Origin of the sequence: Mesorhizobium ciceri biovar biserrulae WSM1271, from assembly GCF_000185905.1 — a bacterium.
Taxonomy (GTDB): Bacteria; Pseudomonadota; Alphaproteobacteria; order Rhizobiales; family Rhizobiaceae; genus Mesorhizobium; species Mesorhizobium ciceri.
Window position 1 is genome coordinate 6010415 of sequence record NC_014923.1, and the last position, 24274, is coordinate 6034688.

Annotated in this window: 18 protein-coding genes and 1 pseudogene; 4 read left to right on the forward strand and 15 right to left on the reverse strand. The window is 60.0% G+C overall.

The annotated features are described in order from the left end of the window. Window positions 1-270: 270 nt before the first annotated feature. From MESCI_RS29040 to nifH, 8 genes are all read right to left on the reverse strand, one after another. Window positions 271-1089 carry a response regulator transcription factor gene (locus MESCI_RS29040; RefSeq protein ID WP_013533484.1) on the reverse strand — a complete coding sequence of 273 codons (819 nt, stop codon included), beginning with the start codon at window positions 1087-1089 and terminating at the stop codon, window positions 271-273. Further along, a complete protein-coding gene (locus tag MESCI_RS29045; protein ID WP_013533485.1) occupies window positions 1082-1561 on the reverse strand; it encodes a NifX-associated nitrogen fixation protein in 480 nt (159 codons plus the stop codon). Before MESCI_RS29045 ends, MESCI_RS29040 begins: the two co-directional genes overlap by 8 nt. 14 nt (window positions 1562-1575) lie before the next feature. Then, the gene (nifX, locus tag MESCI_RS29050) at window positions 1576-2067 is read right to left on the reverse strand and encodes a nitrogen fixation protein NifX (RefSeq protein ID WP_013897120.1); all 492 of its coding nucleotides are present in this window, start codon (window positions 2065-2067) and stop codon (window positions 1576-1578) included. Then, entirely contained in the window at window positions 2033-3415 is a 1383-nt protein-coding gene (gene nifN, locus MESCI_RS29055) for a nitrogenase iron-molybdenum cofactor biosynthesis protein NifN (RefSeq protein ID WP_013533487.1), read from the reverse strand. Before nifN ends, nifX begins: the two co-directional genes overlap by 35 nt. Continuing rightward, entirely contained in the window at window positions 3412-4911 is a 1500-nt protein-coding gene (nifE, locus tag MESCI_RS29060; protein ID WP_013533488.1) for a nitrogenase iron-molybdenum cofactor biosynthesis protein NifE, read from the reverse strand. The genes nifN and nifE overlap by 4 nt, the downstream gene beginning before the upstream one ends. 62 nt (window positions 4912-4973) lie before the next feature. Beyond that, window positions 4974-6515 carry a nitrogenase molybdenum-iron protein subunit beta gene (gene nifK / locus MESCI_RS29065; protein ID WP_013533489.1) on the reverse strand — a complete coding sequence of 514 codons (1542 nt, stop codon included), beginning with the start codon at window positions 6513-6515 and terminating at the stop codon, window positions 4974-4976. A 134-nt stretch (window positions 6516-6649) separates the two neighbouring features. Continuing rightward, on the reverse strand, window positions 6650-8152 hold the full coding sequence (gene nifD / locus MESCI_RS29070) for a nitrogenase molybdenum-iron protein alpha chain (protein ID WP_013533490.1): 1503 nt from the start codon (window positions 8150-8152) through the stop codon (window positions 6650-6652). A 91-nt stretch (window positions 8153-8243) separates the two neighbouring features. Continuing rightward, window positions 8244-9137: a nitrogenase iron protein gene (gene nifH / locus MESCI_RS29075; RefSeq protein ID WP_013533491.1), complete on the reverse strand. Its 894-nt coding sequence runs from the start codon at window positions 9135-9137 to the stop codon at window positions 8244-8246. A 578-nt stretch (window positions 9138-9715) separates the two neighbouring features. On the opposite strand from nifH, the gene MESCI_RS29080 reads away from it, so the two are divergent. From MESCI_RS29080 to rpoN, 3 genes are all read left to right on the forward strand, one after another. Then, entirely contained in the window at window positions 9716-10936 is a 1221-nt protein-coding gene (locus MESCI_RS29080; RefSeq protein ID WP_013533492.1) for an MFS transporter, read from the forward strand. A 1878-nt stretch (window positions 10937-12814) separates the two neighbouring features. Beyond that, complete coding sequence (locus tag MESCI_RS29090) at window positions 12815-13348, forward strand: peroxiredoxin (protein ID WP_013533494.1); 534 nt, start codon at window positions 12815-12817, stop codon at window positions 13346-13348. Between the two features lie 169 nt (window positions 13349-13517). Further along, complete coding sequence (rpoN, locus tag MESCI_RS29095; RefSeq protein WP_013533495.1) at window positions 13518-14864, forward strand: RNA polymerase factor sigma-54; 1347 nt, start codon at window positions 13518-13520, stop codon at window positions 14862-14864. A gap of 12 nt (window positions 14865-14876) precedes the next feature. On the opposite strand, the gene MESCI_RS29100 is transcribed toward rpoN, so the two are convergent. From MESCI_RS29100 to MESCI_RS29125, 7 genes and pseudogenes are all read right to left on the reverse strand, one after another. Continuing rightward, window positions 14877-15479, reverse strand: a complete 603-nt coding sequence (locus MESCI_RS29100) for a nitrogen fixation protein NifQ (protein ID WP_013533496.1) — start codon at window positions 15477-15479, stop codon at window positions 14877-14879. A 433-nt stretch (window positions 15480-15912) separates the two neighbouring features. After that, window positions 15913-16965, reverse strand: a complete 1053-nt coding sequence (locus MESCI_RS29105) for an LLM class flavin-dependent oxidoreductase (protein ID WP_013533497.1) — start codon at window positions 16963-16965, stop codon at window positions 15913-15915. A 263-nt stretch (window positions 16966-17228) separates the two neighbouring features. Then, window positions 17229-18830, reverse strand: a complete 1602-nt coding sequence (locus MESCI_RS29110; protein ID WP_013533498.1) for an SDR family oxidoreductase — start codon at window positions 18828-18830, stop codon at window positions 17229-17231. 369 nt (window positions 18831-19199) lie between these two features. Further along, complete coding sequence (locus tag MESCI_RS29115) at window positions 19200-19790, reverse strand: nuclear transport factor 2 family protein (RefSeq protein WP_013897121.1); 591 nt, start codon at window positions 19788-19790, stop codon at window positions 19200-19202. 105 nt (window positions 19791-19895) lie between these two features. Further along, window positions 19896-20066 (reverse strand): annotated as a pseudogene (locus tag MESCI_RS32895) (ferredoxin); the annotation flags it as partial. Between the two features lie 2 nt (window positions 20067-20068). Beyond that, window positions 20069-21325: a cytochrome P450 gene (locus tag MESCI_RS29120; protein ID WP_013533500.1), complete on the reverse strand. Its 1257-nt coding sequence runs from the start codon at window positions 21323-21325 to the stop codon at window positions 20069-20071. A gap of 1190 nt (window positions 21326-22515) precedes the next feature. Then, complete coding sequence (locus MESCI_RS29125; RefSeq protein WP_013533502.1) at window positions 22516-23577, reverse strand: hemin-degrading factor; 1062 nt, start codon at window positions 23575-23577, stop codon at window positions 22516-22518. A gap of 318 nt (window positions 23578-23895) precedes the next feature. On the opposite strand from MESCI_RS29125, the gene MESCI_RS29130 reads away from it, so the two are divergent. Then, window positions 23896-24216 carry a HesB/IscA family protein gene (locus tag MESCI_RS29130; RefSeq protein ID WP_013533503.1) on the forward strand — a complete coding sequence of 107 codons (321 nt, stop codon included), beginning with the start codon at window positions 23896-23898 and terminating at the stop codon, window positions 24214-24216. The last annotated feature ends 58 nt before the right edge of the window (window positions 24217-24274 follow it).

Genomic DNA, 24274 nt, shown 5'->3' on the forward strand with positions numbered 1-24274 from the left:
CACTCGGGGATACCATCTCTGATCGGCCGATATGACAAAACGAGCATCAGAGCCGGTATTATCCGTACGGAAAGATGCGCACCGACTTCAGCACACAAGCCGGCAGCAGTTTCGACGTCATGATCGGAATGGTCTGCGTCCGTCACACAGAGTACGCTTTTAAAACCCATTTGCCTGCTTCTTCCTGAGTATTTCGTTTAGTCTAGGGGGCAGGCCGCAACACCGACTCACAGCGCGAGGGAAAGGGAGTGGCACTACACCTCAACTGATTCAGCCGTCCGGCGTCTGGAGCGAGTAGCCGGCCGACCTCACAGTGAGAATGCCGCCGCCGGGCCAAGCCTTCTTGAGGGCTGTTCTGATCCGGCTGACATGGACATCGACGGTGCGTGGTTCGACATGGATGTTTTTCTCCCAAGCCGCGCCGATAAGCTCCTTCCGGCTGAAGACCTTGCCGGGAGCTTCCATCATAAGCAGCAGCACGTTGAACTCGATGACTCCGAGGTGAATATCGTGGCCATTGCCGCGAATCCGGCGGGCATCCACCTTCATCTCGAGGTCACCAAAGGTGAGCCAGCCGCCGTTTTCAACACCATTTGCGCCCCGCTTCGGCAGTGCCAGCCTCGCCCGTAGAAAGTCGAGCAGGTTGGCCGGAACGATCGGCCGCACAAATCTCTCGTCAATGCGAGCCTTCAGGAGATCGAGGTGCTGTTCCTCGGCACCCGGCGCGATCAGGGCAATAACGGTAAGGTCGGCGGTCCGGGGCTCCCCCTTGAGCCGGGCGCAGATTGGGGCCCCGGTTATGCTCGCCGGACCGCAGTCCAGCACTACGGCCTGGAATTCGCGTTCGTCGGCCAATGCAAGCACTTCTTTGGCGCTCCTTACCGGCTCAGTGGCGAAGCCGTCCACCTCCAGTATGTGGCTGAGCAACAGATAAAGCTCGGCATCTTGCGAACAGATCAGGACGAGTGGCTTCATCGGTGTTACTTCAGGAGCTTGATCCGCCTGGACGGCGTCGGCTGCGACGGCTGGCCACCGCGGCTGCTGAAGATTGTCATGGCCCCTGGGCTCGAAACCTGCTTCATCACGCACGCGCCACCTCGGGATAGGTTTCGATGGCTGCGATTGCGTCGCTGACCAGCTTCGTGCCGGCCCCGGCGAGCTTCCGCAACGTCTCGAAGCCGAACCGGTGGACGTCGCGCAGCGTCTTCGACAGAGCGACCAGCCGCCCAGTCGTGAAAAGCACGCGCCCAAAGCCTTCACGGCTCAGCTCCATGATCGGCGATGCCATCAGGCCGCAGCGCTCCTCGATCGCAAGCCCAATGGCGGTATAAAACATATCTAGCCTCCACAGGACGTCCGGGTCGGGATCGCCTATGATGGGGATCCCACGGCGCTGTTCCTTGGTGATGATGAAGGCGGCCAGCAGTTCGCGGTCCGCTTTGCCTTCCCACGCGCCGTAAGAGTCCTGAGCACGTATTAGCCGCACGAGGCATTTGAGAAACGGGCTGGCAAGCGCCACCTCATCCTCATCGACAGCAAGGCTAAGGGCAGGGTCGAACATTTCGCCTCCTCATTTCAGTCCTCGTCTTCAAAGGACGGCTTCTGTACGCCTGCCTCAGCCAGGACCTTGCGCAGCCAAGGTGGAGGGCAGGTCCTGAGCATCAGCTGCGTGCGAACCAGCACCTCTTGGATGCTCTGAGTATGCCGCACCTTGATCGGATGGATTTTTGCCGAAACAAGCTTGGCTGCCGAAGGTCCACCGATCGCCAGGCAAAACAGGAGGTGGCAGCCCTTCAGCGCTTTTATCTTCGGTGTGATGCGGTCATCCCTCTCGGAGTGATGTTTCCCACTTTCGTCAGAGACGTCGTCGAACTCGATGACTTCCACAAGCTCCCACTCCTCGCGCGTCATATCGTAGATGACAAAGCGCTTGGCCGACCCGAAATGGGCGTTGAGTTGCTTGACGTCCTGGGTAGCGATTGCCACCCGCAAAGCGCCTACTTGTCGTTCACGCATCGGACGGTGAACCTCGTCAGTGACGAGTGAGAAGCGACGCATCGGGCTCACCTGGCGTTTGGCGGTTGCGGAATGGATCGAGCTCATCAGGCGTCGGCGCACGCCGGTCGGCTTGGAACAGGTTGGCAACCTCGAAGACCAGATCACGGGTCCCTTGATAGAGGATCGAGAGCCTGTGCTGGCTGCCAAGCCGGTCGAAGACGGGGAAGCCGATGCGCATAAGCGGAATGCCAAGGCGTTTCGAGGCCTGGCGTCCATGTGAATGGGTGACCAGAAGATCAGCGCCGCTTGCAAGTGATTCCAGATCGCCGAGATCGCCGACCTGAATCGACTCCGCCGGTACCTTTTCCAGAATTTTCGACATATCGGTCGTCGTGACGGCCGCCGTGATTGCGGAGCCCATGTCGACGAAGAACGCTCCGAATTGATAGAGTTGGTCTGGTTCAGCAGCGATCGCAATTTTCTTGCCTCCGAAGTGGAAATGTCCGTCGAGCAACGCATCTTGCAGTTGCGCCCGCCGACGGCGGACGCTTGCCGGCACAGGCTGGCCAGAAATAGCCGACAGCAGCGAAACGAACTGATCGGCGCCCTTCAATCCGGTCAGCGACTGAAACAGCACGTAAGGCACGCCGGTCGCCTTGTAGAGAACCTCGGCCGGGCGGCGCATATGCTCGCCGATCGCGATGCAGTGCCCGGCCGTGCCGAGCTCGCGGATATCCTCGATGCTCGTTCCGCCATAGGTGGTGGGGACCCAGTGGTCTGGCACGGTACCGTCGAGCGAGCCTGAAAGGTCTGGCAAGATCACCGATTGCAGGCCAAAGCTTTCGACGATCTCGCGCAAATGCTCGAGGTCAGCCACGGTGAGGTTCCAGCCGGGCAAGATTGCAAGTTTTTTGGACTGGCGCGCCCGTTCGCCAGGTCGCGTAACAGCTTCGATCATCGCGGTTACAGCGTTGGCCCAGCCCTCTTCGAGGGCGCCGGTGAAATCAGGCGTGTTGGCCAGGACGATTTCCGTGCCGGCGAGGTCTTTCGCCCGTTTCAGCCTGATGTCGGCGACGCCGCCTGCGCAATCTTCGCCTCGGGTTTCCACCAGGGCCGTCGTGCAGACCCCAATCAGCTTTGGCGTCGTGCGGCTCTTGAGGTTGAGGATGGCCTCTTCCAGATTGTCCGACCCGCCGAGGATGGTTGTTATTTCATCCATCGCGGTCGTCTGTAGGGGAATCGTTTCCTTGAAATGCCGCACGAACAGCACGAGGGCGAAGCTGGTGCAGCCTTGGGCGCCGTGGAACAGCGGCACTGCGCCGTCAATGCCGAGAAACGCCAAGGCGGCACCAAGCGGCTGTGACGATTTCAGTGGATTGACCGAGGCTGATTTGGTTTGGGGAAGGATGCGGGTCATAGGATTTCCTCGACAGCCGAAATCGTCCGCGTGGTGGCAGCGAAATTCTGGACAGCGCGCGTCGTCGCCGTGTCATTGTTGGCGCTGGGCAATTGGTGCTTCCCATCGGGCTGGCAATCCCACGGGGGTCGCTCGCGCACCTGGCGCCAGATCGGGTTGTGAATGGCGAGGTCGATCTGGCGTACGAGTTCCACCATGCCGTCATAACCGGCGTAAGGGTGCTGGCGCTCCTGATTGATGTCGAGCCAGGGCGTCTTGGCCTTCAGCGCGACGAATTGCGTGCGCCCGCCAGACAGCATGATATCGGCCTTGCCTCCAGAGAGGATGGCGTAAAGGTCGCGCGCTGACATCTGCTCGAACATATGGTTGTCGTCCTTGAGCATCTGTTGGATGCGCACCTTGTCTTCGGGCGTGGATTTCTTGACCGAGGTGCCCACGATCTCCATGCCGATCTCCATCAGCGCATGGACGACCGACCAGGACTTCACACCGCCTGTGTTGAGCAGCACGCGCTTGCCTTGGAGCCGCGGCCGGTAGGCCTCAAGCTTCTTCCATGCAACCGCCTCCTGCTCGGCAATCAGCGTCTCTGCGCGGTCCAGGATCTCCGGATCGGCACCTTTCCTCACCAGCAGCTTGGCAATTCTGCGAAGTGCCTCCGAAGTGTCCGAGATCCCGTAGAAGGAGCCTTCGAAGAAGGGGATTCCCCAGCGCTCCTCCATCTTGCGGGCTAGAGTGATGAGGGCCGTCGAGCACACCACCATGGCCGCCCGGGCGCTGTGCCCGGAAGCTACGTCGCGATAGCGCGCGTCGCCCGGAATGCAGGCGCGCACCCGGATCCCGAGCCGATCCAGGAGCGGCTTTACCAGCCAGAATTCGCCGCAAAGGTTGAATTCACCAAGGATGTTGATGTCATACGGGCCGGCGTCGTCGGGTTCCACCGTGCCGATGACATGGTCGAGCAACGCCTCCGCGGCAAGCTTGTTGCCGAGGTTCTTGGAGCCAGCCAAGCCCGGCGCGTTGACGGGAACCACGGCCAGGCCGAACTTTTCGGCGGCGCGTTTGCAGACGGCCTCGATATCGTCGCCGATGAGCGCCGTCACGCAGGTCGAATAGACAAAGACTGCTGCGGGCGCATAGGTCTCCGTGATTTGGCGGATCGCCTTGAAGAGCTTCCGCTCCCCCCGCCCCATCACCACATCGAATTCGGTGAGGTCGGTCGTGAAGCTTGTGCGCCACAAGGTTGGCCCGGACGAAGCTGCACCGCGGTTGTCCCAGGAATTTCCCTCGCAGGCGAGCGGCGCATGCACCAGGTGGGCAACGTCAGTGATCGGCTGCAGGACGATCTTGGCCCCGTCGAAGGCGCAGCCGCCCGCTGCCGCTCCCGGCGTCAGCGGCCGTGCGCAGCCTTCCTTGCGCGCCTTGGCGTCCTTGCCACGGTTCTTGTCGCAGGCGGGCTCGTCGAAAACGTCTTGGATCTTGGCACTGAGCGCGGTCATCGCGTCAGCCCCCAAACCCAATTCGGCGACGAACCGCCTGCGCGAAAAGCTGGCCGTATGTTTCAGCGGGTGAGGTCATAGGAATAGTCCGTCACGCCCGTCTGGCTCGTCTCGCGATCGAGTTTGTCGAAGATCTTGTCGAGGATCGTGGTCAGCACGCGCAATCCGCCTTGATAGCCCATGAGCGCAAAACGATGGTGATGGTGCCGGTCGAAGATCGGAAACGTCAGGCGGATCAGCGGCGTGCCGGTGTCACGCTCCAGATACTTGCCATAGGAATTGCCGATCAGCAGGTCGACCGGCTCGGTGAAGAGCAGCGACCGCATCGCCCACAGGTCCTTGCCGGCCCAGACCTGGGCATCCGCGCCGAAGGGCGAGGCGTCAAGCAGCTCCTGCAACTCGGCTTGCCAGGCCGAGGAGCCGTTGGTGGCCAGGCAATGTGTCGGCTCGCCGCCGGTCTCCATGACGAAGCGGGCCATGGCGTACACGAAGTCCGGGTCGCCGTAGATCGCGTACTTCTTGCCGTGCAGCCAGGATTGGCTGTCGGCCATGGCATCAACCAGTCGGCCGCGCTCCAGTCGGATTGCCTCGGGGATTTCCTTGCCGGAAAGCGCCGACACCTTCATCAGCAATTCGTCGGTCGCCTGGACGCCGAGCGGATAATGGAAGGAAGCCGTGGCCTGCCCAACTTGCCCGCAATAGTCGAGCGTTTTTCGGGTGTTGTAGTGCTGGAGCGAAAGCGTTGCCTCGGCGTCGAGTGCCCCCTTCACCTCTTCGATCTTCGTGCCGCCGTCATACATGCGGTATTCCCCGTCCGATGGCGTGTCGAACTGGTCAGAGGCGTCCTGGATGAAGGTGTAGGACACACCCATCATATCGAGCAGGCGTTTGAGTTCCCGGTTGTTGCCGACGCAGAAGCCGTCGAAGCCCGGAATGACGTTGATGGTTCCCTTGGCCTCCGTGCGCTCCTGGCCTTTCCAGAAGTGCTCTAGAATGCCCTTCAGCATGCCGTCATAGCCGTCGATATGGCTGCCGACGAAGGCCGGCGTGTGGGCGAAGGGCACGTCAAAGTCGCTCGGCACCGACTTTTCGTCTTTGGCGTTCTCGATGAAGCTGTGCAGGTCGTCGCCTATGACCTCGGCCATACAAGTCGTCGACACTGCGATCATCTTGGGGTCGTAAAGCTGGTATGTGTTGGCGAGCCCGTCGACCAGGTTCTTCAGGCCCCCGAACACTGCCGCGTCCTCCGTCATCGAGGAGGAAACTGCCGAAGCAGGCTCCTTGAAATGGCGCGATAGATGAGAGCGGTAGTAGGCCACGCAGCCCTGGCTACCGTGGACGAAGGACATGGTCCGCTCGAAGCCTGCGGCCGCGAACACCGCGCCGAGCGGCTGGCAGGCCTTGGCGGGATTAATCACAAGCGCTTGTCGGGCGAGGTTCTTTTCGCGGTACGCCCAGGTCTTGGTGAATTCACCCTGATCGGCAACGATCTGATCCGGGTGCGGACATTCGAAATTCAGCTTCTTCTCGGCGAGCATCTGCCTGTATTCCGGCTCGCGGAACAGCGGAGCGTGGTCGAGAATCTTTTCGGCCGACTGCGGCATTGGTATTACCTCTTTTCCATCTGGCCGCGCCATACGGCAGCTCAGGTACGTCGAGACGTTTGCGGTTTCCCGAGGCTCACAAGCCGCGGGGGTTCATCGTCTCTCTGGGGGAGACTAGGCCTTGGACAGGGCGTCTATTCGGCAGCCATCGCCTGCCCGCGGGACGGGCCTTGTTTCCAAGGTGCCTGGTAGAGGTCCCAGACCGGATTGTTGATCGCAAGATCCACGTCGCGCGCGAAAATGGCGAAGCCGTCATAGCCATGATAAGGTCCCGAATAGTCCCAGGAGTGCATTTGACGGAACGGGATACCCATCTTCTGCACGGGGTATTTTTCCTTGATGCCAGAGCCAACCAGGTTGGGGCGAACTCCCTCGATGAACTTCTCCAACTCATAGCCGGTAACGTCGTCATAGATCAGGGTGCCATTCTTTGCGTAATGGCCCGTGCGTTGATAGTCATCGTTGTGAGCGAACTCGTAGCCGGTGCCAACGATGACCATGCCGAGGTCTTCGTAAGCTGTGATGACGTGGCGGGGGCGCAGGCCGCCGACGTAGAGCATGACGGTATTGCCTTCGAGGCGCGGCCGGTACTTTGAGATGACGGCGTCGACAAGCGGTCTGTACTTGGCGATGACCTTCTCGACTTTCTCCTCGATTTCGGAGCCGAAATGCTTGGCTATTTTACGCAGGGAGGTCTCGATCTGGGACGGTCCGAAGAAATTGTACTCCATCCAGGCGACGCCATACTTTTCCTCCATATGCCGGCAGATGTAGTTCATCGACCGGTAGCAGTGGATGAGATTGAGCTTGGCCTTCGGGGCGCGCTCGATCTCGGCCAGTGTCGCGTCACCGGACCAGTTGCCGACCACGCGCAATCCTATCTCCTCAAGCAGGATGCGCGAGGCCCACGCGTCGCCGCCAATATTGTAGTCGCCGATCACGTTGACGTCGTAAGCACCGGCCTCGAAATCGACGTCCTTCTTGTCGAAGACCCAGTCGCGGATGGAGTCATTGGCGATATGGTGGCCGAGTGATTGCGAGACGCCGCGGAAGCCCTCGCAGCGCACCGGCACGATAGTCTTTTCGTACTCCTTGGCCTTCTTGCGAGAAACTGCCTCGGTGTCATCGCCAATGAGACCGATCGGGCATTCGGATTGCACCGTGATGCCGTTATTCAGCGGAAACAGTAGCTCGATCTCATCGATGATCTGTTCCAGTTTCTTGTCACCGCCGAAGACAATGTCTTTCTCCTGGAAATCGGATGTGAACTGCATTGTCCCGAACGTGTCGATGCCCGTTGTTCCGACGTAGTAGTTGCGGCGCTGTGACCAGGAATATTGGCCGCAACCGACGGGGCCGTGCGAGATATGGACCATATCCTTGACCGGACCCCAGACCACGCCCTTTGAACCGGCATAGGCGCAGCCGCGTATGGTCATCACTCCCGGAATGGACTTGATGTTCGATTTGACGTCGCATTCGGAAAGGATCTCGCTTTCCCCGCCGGCCTGGTCCCCGCTCTTTGCGACGCTGAGATGCTTTTTGCGGCGCTTCGCCGCTTTGTCCGGATATTGCGATAGCACCTCCTCAATAAGCTTCGCATGGAGAGCACCATCATTCTCGTATTCCAGGCTCATGGGACCCCTTTCAAGGTGTCTGGTGACGCCTCACCGACGAGGCGCCGTTCTTTGCAAGGCGTGCCACCTCAAGGAGGGCGCCCAATATCGGTTACTGGGCTGCCGCCTTTGCCGCTTCCTTGGCCTGGAGCTCGGCAAGCATCTGCTCGTCGGTTTTCATGATGCCGAAATCGAGCAGCATGTCCTCGAGCTCCTCCATGGTAATCGGGGTCGGGATGGTACCCTGGCCAGAATTCGCATGTATCTTCTCAGCCAGCGCGCGGTATTCTCCGGCCTGCTTGGAGTCGGGCGCATATTGGATCACTGACATCTTTCTGAGCTCGGCGTGCTGGACGATGTTGTCGCGCGGCACGAAGTGGATGAGCTTGGAGTTGAGCCTGGAAGCCAGTGCTTCGGCCAGGTCAAGCTCACGGTCGGTCTGACGCTCGTTACAGATCAGTCCGCCGAGCCGAACACCGCCCGAATGTGCATATTTCAGGATGCCCTTGGCGATATTATTGGCGGCATAGAGCGCCATCATCTCCCCGGACATGACGATATAGATTTCCTGCGCCTTGCCCTCGCGGATCGGCATCGCGAAACCGCCGCAAACCACGTCCCCGAGCACGTCGTAGGAGACATAGTCGACATCGTCGTAGGCGCCGTTCTCCTCAAGGAAATTGATTGAGGTGATGACGCCGCGGCCGGCGCAGCCCACACCCGGCTCCGGGCCGCCGGACTCCACGCACTTGATGCCTCTGTAGCCTACCTTAAGCACGTCCTGAAGCTCGAGGTCTTCCACCGAACCTTCCTGTGCCGCGAGATGCAGGACAGTATCCTGAGCCTTCGAGTTCAGGATCAGGCGGGTGGAATCCGCTTTGGGGTCGCAGCCGACGATGAGGATTCGCTGCCCGAGGTCGACGAGGGCGGCGAGCGTATTTTGGGAGGTGGTGGACTTGCCGATGCCGCCCTTGCCGTAAAAGGCGATCTGACGCAGACCTGACATTAATAGGTTTCCTTCCTTGGTTTTATCCGTCGCGGCTGCCCGGGACACAAATGCCGATGGGCAGCTCTTGCCGCCTCACAACGAGGTCTCAAGATTCGTGCCAACTTTTCCGAAGGACAGCCAAAGCGGGATTTTTCCTTTTGGCTCAAGCTAGTTAGCTTGTGCGCTAACAAGTGCTCGCTGGCAGATAGATTATTGTTGGAACGAGCCGTGTAGCGGACCCGACAATGCCCGACACAAAACGTCAGGTTCGAGCCACCGGAAATGGTCCTTTGAGTCAGAGCCGGTTTTTGGCTGCTTAAAGGCGGCGGTCATAGCGACCGGCTCGCGTCGTCCCGTCACGGAACATCAGACGTCCGTGCTCGGAACTGCTGGCGCGCATGGCTGGTTCGAGACGGAAGCCGTGGTCGGCATAGAACAGCCTGATGAGACGTCTGCCGACGATGACACCCCCGTCGGGCACGGAGAACCGGCACCGAAATTGCACGCCCTACTATCACAAGATGTCGGGCAGCGATGGCGCGCTTTTGCCTTTAGTTCGGATCATCGCAGCCAACCCATGTTGGGCGAGAATGTTCATGACCGAATCGGCGACGGGTCTTATCGAAACTGTTCTGCACGGCCCAGAAACGCCGGATCGACTATCTCCTCCCGCATGGGGTGCGGTCATTTCGCTTGCTTTGGGCACCTTCGGGCTGGTGGCGGCAGAGTGTCTGCCAGCCAGCGTGCTGACGCTGATAGCGCACGATCTCGGTATCTCAGTGGATGCGGTTGGATATGCGATCACAGCGACGGGCATTGCTGCGGCGATCTCAGCGCCGACGATGGCCATTATTACAAAGCGCCTGGACCGCAGGACCGTCCTGTGGGCAATGATGCTGCTTCAGATCCTGTCCAACCTCCTGGTGGCAGTCGGGTCGTCGCTGCCGGTTTTGCTGGCAGCACGCGTTATGCTCGGCATTGCGCTCGGAGGCTTCTGGTCGATTTCGGCATCGCTGGCGATACGGCTCGTTCCAAATCATCTTCTGCCGCGCGCCATGTCAATCATCCTCGCCGGCGTTTCGGTCGCTCTCGTATGCGTGCCTGCATTCGGCGCCGTCGTCGGCGGCAGCTTGGGATGGCGAGTGGCCTTCACGCTCACCGCAGTGCTTAATGCTGTTACGCTGCTGGTGCTGCTTTTAACGATGCCGACGCTGCCTCCGGTTGAAATGGCTGGATTCCGCAGTCTGCTGGATGCGGCCAAAGATCCGACCATCAAGGTCGCACTTTTGGTCGTACTGCTGGTCGCTTCTGGGCACTTCACCAGCTTCAGCTATATTCGGGTCTTCCTCGAGACGACTCCCAAGCTCGGTACCAACGGGATCTGGATATTGTTGCTCCTTTCTGGCATAAGCGGCTTCTTCGGCAGTTTTGCCGGAGCATTCCTGGCCAAACACAGTCTCAAGGCAGTCGCGGCCCTGCCATCCTTCCTTATGGCGATAGCCGCTGTCTCGTTGCTGAAGTTTGGAGCATCGACCTATGCCTCGGCGATTGCGGTTTCCGTATGGGGCTTTGCCTTCGGCGCGGTGCCGGTGGGGTTGCAGACTTGGATACTGCTGCGTGCCGTCCCCGAGCAGGCCGAAAGCGCCGCCGTGCTGATGACCTCAACGTTCCAGGTAGCCATCGCAGCCGGCGCGATTTTCGGCGGACTGCTGCTGAATGATCCCGACCACGTCACGGGTGTCTTTGCCTACACCGCAATTGCCACATTGCTCGCGGCACTCACAGTGTTCGTATTCGACCCGAAACACGCAACCTAACCGCCTGGTGGGAGAGAAGCTCGCCGTCGAGGTGGACTCGCACCAGCCGCGCGACGCGGTCTGCCCACGATACTTTTTCGATCCAGGCCTTCGTCTCGCCTAGGACGGCCGCCTAATTCGCGGTACTGCCTCTTCCACGTCGGCTCTTCAACGGGCATGGACCAGCGCCGGTGCCTTGCCGGCCTGCACCGAGACTACAGCGAGCGATCAGCGCTCGGCCCGGGCGGACTTGGTCAGGTTGCGCAGCCCATCTTCGCCGACATCGATGTCCTGATATTGCAAGGGTGTCAGCGCAACGACGGTCTCACCTCTCGAATGACTATGTCCGACAACTTCATGGCAACGAACTCGTCCCGCTGGTGGACGCCGACGAGCTTGGGAGATAAGGGCGCAATCTGCTCTTCAATGAGCGTTTGAACGTCGGGCACAAATGGGCAGCAAACTTTTTCGGCGCGAGCTAGCGAGACCCGTCAAATCATCGGTTTTGAAATGCCGATTTAGTGCCTGTCCAGGCATAGCGACCGATATAGGTCACAGAAATCCTTTCAGTTGAGTTGGAGCGGAAGATCAATGCGCTCCTGCATCAAGCGTCCTTAGGGGCAGCCGAGGCTCTCCTCGAAATTTGCAGACGTCCCACTGACAAGATTGTTGGCTATTTGCGTGCCCGGTTGGCGCTCCGTTGCGTTCTGCCGGTTCCCGCAAACAGCGGACGCTTCTTGGCGACCTTTGGGTCGGCTTTGCGACAATTCTAGTCCAGTTTCCGACACAATAGATTTCGATAGGGACGCTCGGCGAGAGGAACACCAAGCGTGTAAAGATCGTAGCGAAAGCGATCCTTATCGAATCCGGATCGTGGCGCTGCCGGCCTGCGTTCACGTTAGTCGCACGTAAAAACACGCCAGGGCAAACACACTGTGCAATCGCTGTGCCGGCCGATGCGGGGTATTGCCCGGGCTTGCCCTGTCTGGCCCGTCCTTTGCCAGCCGGCGCCGGACGCGTGAATACCCTCTCTACACAGGACTTTTGTTCGGTGTGATGACGTGACGGCTCTGGCGCGCACCTCCGGTTGGCGAAGACGTCGTCTCGAAGCGATAGCGCTGGTGCAGGAGCAGCTTCATTGGAAATGGCATGCCGCTTGCTGCCTTGTGCTTAGAGCCCATCAAACCAGGAAGAAGGTGACTACCATGGCTGACGCCCCAAGCTCCAAACGATGGACAAAGGCGACGGTGGCCGTCCTCGCTGAAGATCGGGACGTCGTCCGGTTCGGAGATCCGTCCTCCGAAGCGGCTTTGCAACTGGGGTTCGATGCCGAGACGCCAGATGATGCTCGCGCATTTGCCACAAATCGGTTTGCATCAGCATGTCAGTGGCCCAGAGGCTTCTCAAAGTTTCGGCGGAGCCCACGTCGGCCGGAAACAGGCAAGTCCAGCCAATACGCTGAACCAGTTCAGCCACGCCGCTCTGCGGCGCGGAGAATCACTTTTGCGACGCATATGCTCATCCCGCTGCTGGTCATGTCCGGTTGCCAGCATTTTGACCCCGGGTATGAGGAGTGGGTGATCCATGCCGGCTCCGGCGCCCTAGTCGCGGCAAGACCAATCGCGGCGCTAGAAGGTGCCCTCATCCCTCATATCGATGGCTTTCGGGTGAGAAAGGTCTGGAGCCGGGCCGTTGCCATGAATCGGGAGCCGCGTCCCCCAATCGCTCACGTCGATGCGGTTCGGGTGAAGAACACCTGGAGCCGGGCCGTTCCCATACACCCGAATGGGGAAAGCATCGGGAGCGCCGTCGGCATCATGCCATGCACGAGACCCGCAGCTCGGTATTGCGCCAGCCCCTGCAAGAATCCAGTGCCACCTCCTTTCAAGGAGAAAATTGATGACCGGTAAAAAGAAGGTTCCCTTCGTCACGTTTCTTACGCGTGTCCGCGATGATTCAGTCCAGGGGCCAAATCCATACCGCTGGGAAAAAAGAACATCCGACGACTACTTTGCCGGCAAACGGGTCATCCTGTTCTCTCTGCCCGGTGCTTTCACACCGACCTGTTCGACCTACCAACTGCCGAATTTCGAAGATCTCTATGCGGAATTCAAGAAGGAGGGAATTGACGCGATCTACTGCCTCTCCGTCAACGATGCCTTTGTCATGAATGCATGGGGGAAGTCCTTGGGGTTGCAGAAAGTCGAGCTGATCCCCGACGGTTCAGGCGAGTTCACTCGCAAAATGGGCATGCTGGTTGCCAAGGACAATCTCGGCTTCGGTATGCGCTCCTGGCGCTACGCGGCTCTGGTCAATAATGGCGTGGTGGAGCAGTGGTTTGAGGAGGAAGGTTTCTCCGACAACTGCGGGACCGACCCCTATGGCGTCTCATCCCCGCAGAACGTCCTTCAAACATTGAAGGACGCTGCATGACCTGGTGCCGAAGATGTGCAGCTGCGTTTGGACGCCACTTGCACAAGGGCAAAGCTCTAAAGCGGCGCGTCCGGGATGGTCATTCAAAGGTGACGCGCATGCGAGGCGTCGACCTGTGAGAGATCGAAACCAGCCGCGGTCAGAGCTTCTTGGACAGGAATAAGTGACCATGAAATCGTCGTTGAGCCTACTTCAGAAACAGTCTCTTGGATTATCGCCTCAACTCATCCAGTCGATTCGCCTGCTTCAAATGAACATTCCCGAACTGAATCAGTTCGTGGCCCAGGAGCTCGAGAGAAATCCCCTTCTGGAGTATGCGAAGAGACGGGATCTGCCCAGGCAAGGGAAATCGAGCACCGCGCCTGGCGATCATCGTGCCTTCGAGGAGTTTGTCGCCTTACCAGAAACGTTGCACGACCATGTCGCTTCTCAGATTTCCTTCACCGCCTTCACGCCGCACGAGCGGCTGATTGCTAATGTGCTTGCGGGACATCTGGATGACACTGGTTGGCTTGGGGCAAGTGCTTCGGAGCTGGCCGGGAAGCTAAACATCCCGCCGGCCGAAGTGGAACGAGTTTTGGGTATCTTGCAGCACCTCGATCCGCCGGGGATTTTCGCACGATCTCTCGGCGAATGTCTTGAGATACAGCTGCGCCAGCGAGACCGGTTCGACCCGGCCATGGCGGCTTTGACTGCCAACCTTGACGTGCTTGCGCGACGCGATTTTCGGACTTTGAAGGTGCGTTGCGGCGTCGACGACGAAGATCTTTTCGACATGCTGCAGGAAATCCGTGCGCTCGACCCCAAGCCCGGAAACGCATTCCACTCGGGCGCGCCGGAATGCATCGTGCCGGATGTCTGGGCCACTCCCTCGCCCGGAGGTGGATGGCAGATCGAGCCTGATCCGAACACGCAGCCCAAGGTTTTGATCAAACACACTTATCTCAAGGAAGTTTCACGCCGAGTCGGCAAAAAATCGAAAGAGATGACATTTCTCAACGAATGCTTACAGAATGCGCTCTGGTTAATCAGCAGCCTCGATCAGCGCGCCAAGACGATCGTCAAAGTTTCGAACGAAATCGTGCGCCAGCAGCATGCCTTTCTGGAATATGGCGTCGCCCACCTACGGCCCCTCAATCTCAAGGCGGTCGCTGACGTGATCAACATGCACGAGTCGACTGTAAGCCGGGTAACGTCGAACAAGTACATGCACACCCCACGTGGAGTGTTCGAGCTCAAGTACTTTTTCACTGTCGCGATCGCTTCTTCCGAAGGCGGTGACGCGCACTCCGCCGAAGCTGTCCGCCATAGGATCAAAGCAATGGTCGCCGAAGAATCGTTTGAGAACGTGCTTTCGGACGATGAAATCGCTGACCGGCTCAAGGAAGACGGTATCGATCTCGCTCGCCGCACGGTCGCAAAATATCGCGAGGCGATGAATGTCCCCTCCTCCATACAACGGCGCCGGGAAAAACGCTTGTGGCACAACGGTAATCAAGGCCTCAGGGCCTCGTGACGAACGCGGCGTTTAAACCGGTGTGACGCGTTCTTCACATTCGCCTCTCTCGGGGCCGAAGCAATTTTCGAAATCACTGCATTCCCGACAATTGGGCGCAGTGCACAGCGAAAACCCTTCGGCCTCGCAGAGTTTGCGGTAAAAGTACTTCTTCCATTTCATATTTTGGGTGTTGCCGGCCGCCAGCGTCGGAAAGTGTGTGGCAAGAAGGCGGTTGAGCTCGGCCCGGTCGGGAAGCCCAAGGTCCTGCCACAGATGGCCATCATGCATGGCGCGCCGGGCGAGGATCTTAGCGAAGCGGGCGCTCGCCGGATGGCTCGCCCGGGCATGTGCCAGTAGCAGGCCGCGCAGAAGTTCTTCCTCTATACCCGGCTCAACATCGCTGACGTCTGCCGAGGCGAATGCTGCCATCGCGGTACCAGGGAAACTGCGGGGCAAGACCTCGCGCAGCTCGGCAAGCGAAAGGCCTGTTGACTCCGCCACTGTCGTGCCAGCCTCGACCTCCTTGAACGCACAGGAGAAGACGCAGGCAAGCACATGTTCGTCGAACTCCTTCTCCGGCTGGATCGTCGGCCATTGGCCGGTGCCGATATGCGCATCGTTTTGACCGGACATGTTCCGTTCTCCTGGTCTGTGCCTTCACGCAGCACTCTGCCGAGCGCAACGCGGGTCAGTCAGTCTTTCGGGCACACGTGTGCCCAGGCTCGTGCCCAATGGAGCGGTCGACGAAATCGACCGCCTTGATCATGCAATTGAGCTCGCCTTGAAACGCGTCCTGCAGCCTGTCGGCAGGCGAGAATTTCACCCAGGACACGACGCCGTGAAATTGGCTGACGGCGCGAGCAGGTCCTGAAGCGACGGGTTAGCCGTGAAGGCTCGCCCGTCGGCAGGCGAGATAGTGGGGAACCCCATCTGGGGCCGTCCAGGTGACGGCAGCGCCACTCATCGAAAGCACGCCAAGTTCCGTTCATGAACGTGCCATTTGAAATCGTTTATGCCGAGTGGAACGAAAAAGAAGCTGCGGCACGAAGTTGGACCCCTTATGAATTCAAACGCGCGCATAACCCAGCGCCTTGTTGATTGCGGGAATGATCTTGTCTCCCCAGAGTTCGATCTGGCGCAGCATTAGCTTTTGGTCGAAATCCCCCAACTGGGTCTGGATAGCGATCTGATCCGGATTCAGAATGTCGATCTCTTCCAGCAAGCGATCAATCACGCGATTCACACTGCCGATCGGCAGGTTGTTGCGCATTGCCCCGAAGGACAGATCCTGCTGGGTGGGCGTTTCCTGCAGCAGATAGCCGTCGTGGCTCTGCTGCCGGCGCTGATGCAGCGCCTCGGACAGGCGGCGCTGGAAACGGGCGTTGTCGAGATAGCTTTTGATCTCCTCCTCGTCATCGCTGGCGTAGCAGCAACGCAACAGCGATATCCTGGCGTCCGTCACATTCCTGTCCTCGGAAGCCGCCGCCTCCTTGATTGCTCCGCGCAACGTGCTCAAGCTCGCCAGGCCGTCGTGGAATGCGGTGACAAAGAAATTGTGACCCTCTCGGTAGGCCCGTTTCATGCGGGCCGGCCCGCCGGCCATCCAGATGGGCGGTGCCGGCCTTTGGACGGTGGATACTGAAATCGCTGTCGGGGGTATTTTCTCATAGTGGCCATCGTGCTCGAAGATGTTCTGGTTGAGACCCTTCAAAAGGATATCGAGGTGTTCCGAAAAGATGGCCGGCGCCTCATCGATACTGACGCCGAAGCGCTCGAACTCGAACTGTTGGTATCCAGAGCCGACGCCGAGTTCCAGGCGACCGTTCGCAAGGATATCGGCGAATCCGATCTCGGAGAGCAGACGCTGCGGTTTGTAGAGCGGCAGAACGCAGACGGCAGTGCCGAGGCGAATGGTGCTCGTCACTCCGGCGCAGTGGGCCACCATCATCAACGGCGACGGGATCAGGCTGTAGTTGTTGAAGTGGTGTTCTGCGAACCAGGCTGTGCCGAAGCCGGCCTGTTCCGAAACGATGGCCTGTTCGATCGAGTTTCGGATAACGATCTCGGGGGATTGATGATACCCACGTTGGGCGGCCAGGATGAAGGTGGCGAATTCCACTATGTTTCCTTGTTTGCTGATGGTGGCGAATTTGGAACTGCGCTCATCCGAGACACGCGATTGCCTCGGATCGGGCGCCTGGCAGGGGCATAGTGTTACGATAAGCAGTTTTGCGATCCGCGGTTGCAGGCACGCGCGAGAGCCCCCATACCGAGGGACGTTGCCCCGCCGACATCTTGGATCGGGGCCGCGCCGCGGGCGCGTCCCAAGCCAGGGTCTCCGCTTTCATGGACGGCGCCCGGTTGCGTAGCGATGGTCGACGTTCAAACACCCGCCTCCGCAAAGCATTCGTCGTAGAGTTCGCTGGCGTTTCCTGCGTCACCGAACGCGGTCCAGCCGCCGTCCACATAGAGGATCGAGCCGTTGATGTATGAGGCGTCGGAGGAAGCCAGGAAAAACGCTGCATCTGCAACGTCTTCCGGCCTTCCCATCCTGCCCAAAGGGATCCGTCGGCCGATCGTTGCCAAGTCGATATGGCCGGTTTTCGCCAACTCGCTAATGGCGGGAGTGCGGATATAGCCAGGAGCGACGGTGGCTGTGCGAATGCCGGCGGGCCCCAGTTCGGCCGCCATGCATCGGGTCAGCATGTCCATCGCCGCCTTCGAGGCACCGTAGGCGTGACGCGGCGCGAAGGGCAGAAAACTGTTGATCGATCCGAGGTTGAGGATCACGCCGCCAGGGCGCATTGCTTTGATCGCTTCACGCGCGCAAATGAAGGCGCCAGTGAGATTGACATGCAGGACACGTTCGATGTCTGCAGGCATTTGTTCGATCCCAGCCACAAAAGTGTCGACGACAGAAGCACCGTTGACGAGGATATCGACGCCCCCGAAGCGCTCCCTCAGTTCCTCAAACAGCGCCACCACCTCGGCCTCGACGGCCACATCTACCGATTTCGCGATGTTCTTTCCGCCAAGCAGTGCAGCCAGGAGCGTTGCCGCGGTGCGGTCTTTATCGGCGATCACGACGGTATCACCATTCGCGGCAAAACGGCGAGCAACGGCGGCGCCTATACCGTTCGCACCACCCGTGACGAGCACCACTCGCGCGTCGGCGCGTTGGGCCGGACAGGAGAGTTCGCTTAGGGGAACGCCTTCCACCTCAGGGCAGGCATCCCCAGGTTGGTTGAATGACATCCAGCCGCCGTCGACCGCCAGCACGGATCCCGTGACGTAGTGCGCCTGTGCGCTTGCCAGAAAACGCACAGCCCGGGCGATCTCGTCGGGCCGAGCCATGCGCCCCATTGGCACGCGACGGCGCATCGCCGAGAGGTCCATTTTGCCTGCTCGTTCCAGCTCTGCAGTCATAGGCGTGCGCACGCAGCCCGGCGCTACCGCCGTCACGCGGATGCCGCGAGAAGCCCATTCGCATGCAAGCGACTTTGTCAACGAGATCAGGCCTGCTTTCGAGGCTGCGTAGGCATGGCGTCTGGGATTGCTGGCCACGCCCGACATCGAAGCGACGTTGACGATGGCACCTCCCGGCCTCATGCGCCTCGCCGCCTCGCGCGCCATGAGGAACGGCCCAATCAGGTTTACTGCCAGGCGGCGTCGGAAGGCGTCGACATCGGTGTCGACAGTGGCAGCCACATTGGGTCCCACCGCGGCGTTGTTGATGAGGACGTCGATCTGCCCGAACTGTGCTTCGACCCGGCCATAGAGCGCGAGGATATCTCCCTCTCGCGAGACATCGCACTCGAGGCCAAGGTGCTGCTCGCCGAGATCGCGGGCCAGTTCAAACACGCCGCTCCCAGGAAGGTCCACCGCAACGATAGTGTCTTGATCTGCGGCAAGAACATCGACCAGGGCACGGCCGATTCCGCCCGCGGCGCCTGTTATGATGACGACCCGTCCTGCATGCTTCATGGGAACTTTCTCCAGGAGTCTCTGAATTCTCTGTCCTCGACGTGGTGCGGCGGAATGGTGCGCCCCCGTAGAGCACCCTGTGCTGGTGCCGGTCGCGTGCGTTCCCAGACAGGCGTCCTCCCCATTGGCTGCGATCCAACTCTCGGTTGGATAGCCGAATGTGTGTCCGACGCCTCAAGCACAGGTGCTTGCCTCGATGAGCGGCTCTGCCAAAGTCCAGCAAATCGATGTAGACCGGCCTCGGCGCGCTCGTGGCCTCAGACCAGAGCGCTGTCGCGGTCACGCTGTCGCGGGGCAGAAAGGCTACCCTGGCGGCCGCATCTTTACCGCGCAGGGTGTCGCTAAGCTTGCTGTGGCGTAGCAGAGTTGTCATAAATTATCGTCCCACCGATGTGTTTTCCCGTTCGGAGCTGGGAACGCATTATCGCGAGAAGCAACGCGATGCTTTCCGATCGCGTAGACCGGATCGTTCGGATACGGTGCTCCAATCGGCTGTCGCGGGCCGAACCGTTCGGTCTCAAGCACCGCAGCTGGGACCTGCTCCTCGAGCCAATCGTAGACGACGGTCCGATCGGCAATCCGCCACTCGCCTGCCCTCTTTTGAAACAGATCGCAGTAGCGCCCGCTTAGCAGCATCTGGCGCATTTCTCCGTCTTTGTCCGGTCCGCGTTGCAGCGCGGTGAAATAGCTCTCGACTGCGGCCTGAGCCGGTTTGATGAATTCGACAAGGACGTTCGTGATCTGATGGATGTTGCGCGGTCCGGTCTTGAACACACCGAGCGCAAACCGAATGAAGCCCTCGGCCGAGCCGCGATAGGCCCCGTGATTGTCATGTGCATCAGGCCAGTAGGCGCTACGCAGCGCTGCCTCATCGGCGCGGTCTATCCCGCGGCAGTACCGATACAGACAGTCGCGGATCGCCTCACGGTCGAGTAGTTCGGTAGTTTTTGCGTGGTCCATAGTCGCAAATTCCGGGGTTCTGAGTTGTTCCGGGAGCGGAGTCTTCCGTTTGCGCGTGGCCTCGGCTACTAGGCGCGCAGCAGGCGGATCGTCTATTTCCAGCGCTAGTTCGGGGCAGGATCGCACCCCATCTGCCGCAAGCAGTTGCTCCCCATCCGCAACATCAATGTCGCCAGGTAGGATGTAGCCCGCCTCATCCAGCTTGAAGACTGCCGGCGCTCGCGCCGAGCATTGCGCATGACCCTGGCACCTGGCTTTGTGAACGATAATGCGCACGGCTACTTCCCACGTATGTGCCCAGTTCCGCGCGGCCTTGGTCGAGCCCAATCCAGGACCAGATTTTCGATCCCGAACACATGGCCGCCATGGGTGATGGGTGCTGTTGCCTCCTTGATCCGAAAGGGCGGTATGCGCGCCATCCACTCCTCCAGCCCAACGACAATTTCCCGCCGGGCGAGATGAGAGCCAAGGCAGCGGTGGGGACCATAGCCAAAGGCGGCGTGAGGGTTGCCCTCTCGCGTCAGATCGACCGTGTTGGGGGCCTCAAATTCCGTGGGGTCACGATTTGCAATCATCGTGGCGCAGGAAACAAAGTCTCCCTTGCGGATCGGCGCGCCTTTGAAATCGATATCTTTCCGTGCCACACGGATCATCTGAACGCTCGGATAGGCGCGCAGCAACTCTTCGGCTGCGAGCACAATCCGGTCCGGTTCGTTCCGCAGCAATTCCTGATCTTCGAGGTTGCGCGCGAGATAGGCCAAGTCGAAGCCAATGGCTGCAGCGACGGTGTCGAGCCCCGCAACGAAGGTAAGCACGCCAATGCCACGGACCTCCTGGTCCGTCAGCCCGCGACCCTCGACCTGTGCATGCACGATGAAGCTCATGAAGTCGTCGACGGGCTCTTTGCGGCGCATGGCCGCCAGTTCGTCGATGAACGCCACAATAGTCCGAGCAGCCGCCGGCCGTCTCAGATCGTCGCCGTGGAGCAGATCTTTCGCCCAGCCGACAAATGTATCGAGACGGTGATCCGGCAGTCCGAGAAAGCGAAGGAAGATGTTGACCGCGAAGGGAAAGGCGAAATCCTTCATCACGTCGCAGCTCGTGCCCCGCGAGGCGATGCTGTCGATGAGCGTTATCGCTCGCTCGCGGATAGTTGGTTCAAATTCCGCTACACGCTGTGGCGAAAGCAGCGGATTGAGCAGTGAGCGAAAGACTCCATGGTACGGTGGATCGAGTTCGAGCGGGATCATCGGCCAGTCTTCGCCCAATGCAGATGCGAAGATGCTGCGATGACTGGAAAAGACTTCGGTCTCCTGCAGCACCCGGCGCTGATCTGCCGCGCGAGTGATGACCCAAGTACCCTGTCCGGCCCGCGTGTTCCAAGGCGAATAAAAGATCGGCGGCCCGGCATGCACGCAAGCGACTGCTGCGTGCGGATCGCCGTTGGGCGTCGGGGACATGCATGGCGAGGTAAAAAGACTGAAGTCGCCCACCATTTCCGGGGGGACATGATCTGGAACCGGGTTGGCTACCATTTGGTTCTCCTGCGTTCAGGCGTTTACGCGCTCGACTGAGATACCGCTGAGCTGCGTGACGCACTGCCGACATCGCCTCAGATGACATTGAGCAAATCGCGTGCCGAATAGGGGCACCGTTGGCGCCCGCTCATATATCGTAGTGGCGACCCGGTATGGGGCGACGCCTGGTAGGGCTTTCGACATTCTTGTCCGTTCCAGACATGACAACGTTGCGCATAGAAGCTAACGAGGAGCCTGGTGGAAGCTGCCTAAGGATCGAACGAGGTCCCTCCCAGACCGGGTGTGGCTCGGCGGTAGCGAAGCCGCTCGCGAGCGCGCTCTCCACCAGCGCTGTAGGGAGCGAGCGGCTTTGCGGTGGTAATCGACGGTTCGCAGGCAAGGTTGGATTTGCTGACAGCGATCAGTTCGCAGGAACGATCGCTGACCATGATGAGCCTGCGCGCTCGTGAGAAGAAGGCCTACATCCGCCGAGGCTATCGCGAGGCCGCAAACGGCTGAGCTCTGAAGATTGCGCCCCGACATTCTTCTGCGTCAGGATCACCTCGCCTGGCGGTGACGATCGCCTCGTCGGACAGCTGCTGCTCGCCGGAGAAATCCTCGACCGCACTCGTCGTACCGGCAACCAGGCCGTGGTCTGCTGCGTCGCCGCCCCGGGCCGAGAATCTAACTGCCCTGCTCCGATAGCACGAACAGGATGCGCTGGCGTTCTTTGATGATACGGTCTGCTTCGGGCGGCGTTCAGCTTTGCATCCATCTCGCACGCTACCCTTGCGGACTTGGCATTAGACGCCGACGGGGTTGCCGACCTTATGGATCATTCGAGCACGCCTTTGTGGAGCCATCCCTCTGGAAACTGGACGAGGGGACCGATCGATTTCACCTCGACCACTTGATGCCACCCGGCGCCGTACAGGGCCGGGATGTTGGACGTTCGATCGACGTACAGCTGACGCATTAGACCAGGGGCAGCTTCCGGTTCTGGGACATCGCAACGGAACCATTGAGGGCTAGCTCGCCACGGGTGTAGCGCTCTGGGGCTGGAGACTACGGTCGAGGCGATCCGCGACGGGTCGCAAAAGACAGCTGTGCTCTCGTTGGCCTCGGCAGGCGGAGAGGTGGTCAGCAGAATCCAGAGTAGCGGCGCGGACGCCGAGCGAAAACGGAAATCAATATGCATCGGTCCTACCTCAAGCGGCGGTTGAATTGGTAAAGCGCGGCAGGTTCTCGGTCAGTAACCGCCAGTCGTCGCGCTCGGGCTCGCCTTCCCTGCGCGTCCCGAAAAACTGGATGATCATATTGCCGTCGGCGCCATAGGCTTCGAGTGACGTGACGTGGCCGTCCCTGGTCGGCTTGCGCACGGCCCAAACCTCGCGGATGTGCTGGGTCCTGAGATGCAGGTGGAAAGTGGCGTCGAGTACGTTGATGCAAGGCCCGATCTGCCTGACCAACTTGATCGGGCCGGAATGGATCTGGATGCAGCCAGGATTGCCGACAAAGCACATGATCGGCATCTCGTCCTCGGCGACACGATGGAACATGCCGCCAATTGCAGCATTGTCAAGCAGCCAGGCGTAGTCCTGGCCGACCATGCGGACCGCCCGGCGGCGCCTGAGGTTCAGCGTCTTGAGCATGCCGAAGAACTGGTGTACGTCGGTCAGCTGGCTCCAGTGCTCCCGCAGGTCGTCGATGGTAGCGGCTTGGTCCGGAATCTTTGCCTCGTTTTCGGCTGACCTCGTCTTAACCGATACAATCGGCTCCTGGTTCGAGGATTGGAGCTCGTCTGTCAGTCTTTGATAGGCACAGAGGTTTGAGGACGGCCTCAGATGCACCTTGTGCACTGCCTCGCCTGCGGCGTCGAAAAATTGCAGGCTGCGGCGGATCTCCCCGCCTTCGCGTGTCTCGACGGCAAAGCCATGCGCCCACACCTTCGGGAAGATGCGCAGATCAATGTCATTGCCGAGCACCATGGCGTGATGGTTGCCGGTGAGCACCTTGTCGTAGATGCCTATCTTCTCATGCACGGCACTATCATTGCTGGTCAGCGCCATTACCTCGCCGACCGCCTCGAGAGCGGTTAGAACAACATTGACGCGTGGCTCGATGCGCACAGTGCCAAAACCGCAATGTGCCGCGGAGAGCTCCGCTTCCGAGATGCCCAATTGGCCAGCGAGATCGCGGTCGCGGATTTTGGGGCTGTCTTCGCGTGCCCGCCGGATTCTCTCTGGCGAAGGTTTCTCGCGCTGGTGCATGTCTTACCTCTGCTTGCCCATACTGTCGGTCAGGAGCGTTAGTCCTCGCCAAAAGGGAGCCTCAAAACTCGTGCCAATTTGCCGAAAGCATCTCGGAAACTGGCTTACGTGCCAGCTCGGCGGGAACTCGGGCCCAGCCCCTGTGGCGGACGCGACAAATTCGACAATACGTGTCGATTGCCGGACGCCTTCGCAGCAATTCCGAACCGGAATCGCGGCAGTGTTAGCGATGTCGCACTGTTCCAGCGCCGCTTTTCCCATTGGCACGGACCATGCATGGTGATCCGCAAAATCGTCACGCACCAGGATAAGCGAGCCATGATTACGCTCACCGACAAGGCCGTTGCCGCGGTCAAGACCGCTCTTTCCGCCGCTACTGAGCCCGCAGAAGGCTTTCGCATCATGGTTCAGCCCGGCGGCTGCTCCGGCTTCAAATACTCAATCGGTTTGGAGAGCGTCCCGCGCGAGGGCGACGCGATCCTCGAGACAGATGGGATCAAGGTGTTCTTAGACGCCGGCTCCCAACCGCATGTCGCCGGCATGACCGTCGACTTCGTCACGGGGCTCGAATCCTCCGGCTTTGTCTTCGATAACCCTAACGCGCGAGCGAAGTGCTCATGCGGCAAGTCCTTCAGCTGATCGTCGAAGCAGGAGAGAGGGCCCGGGAGGTGAGCTCGTCGATCGCGACGGCGGCGCC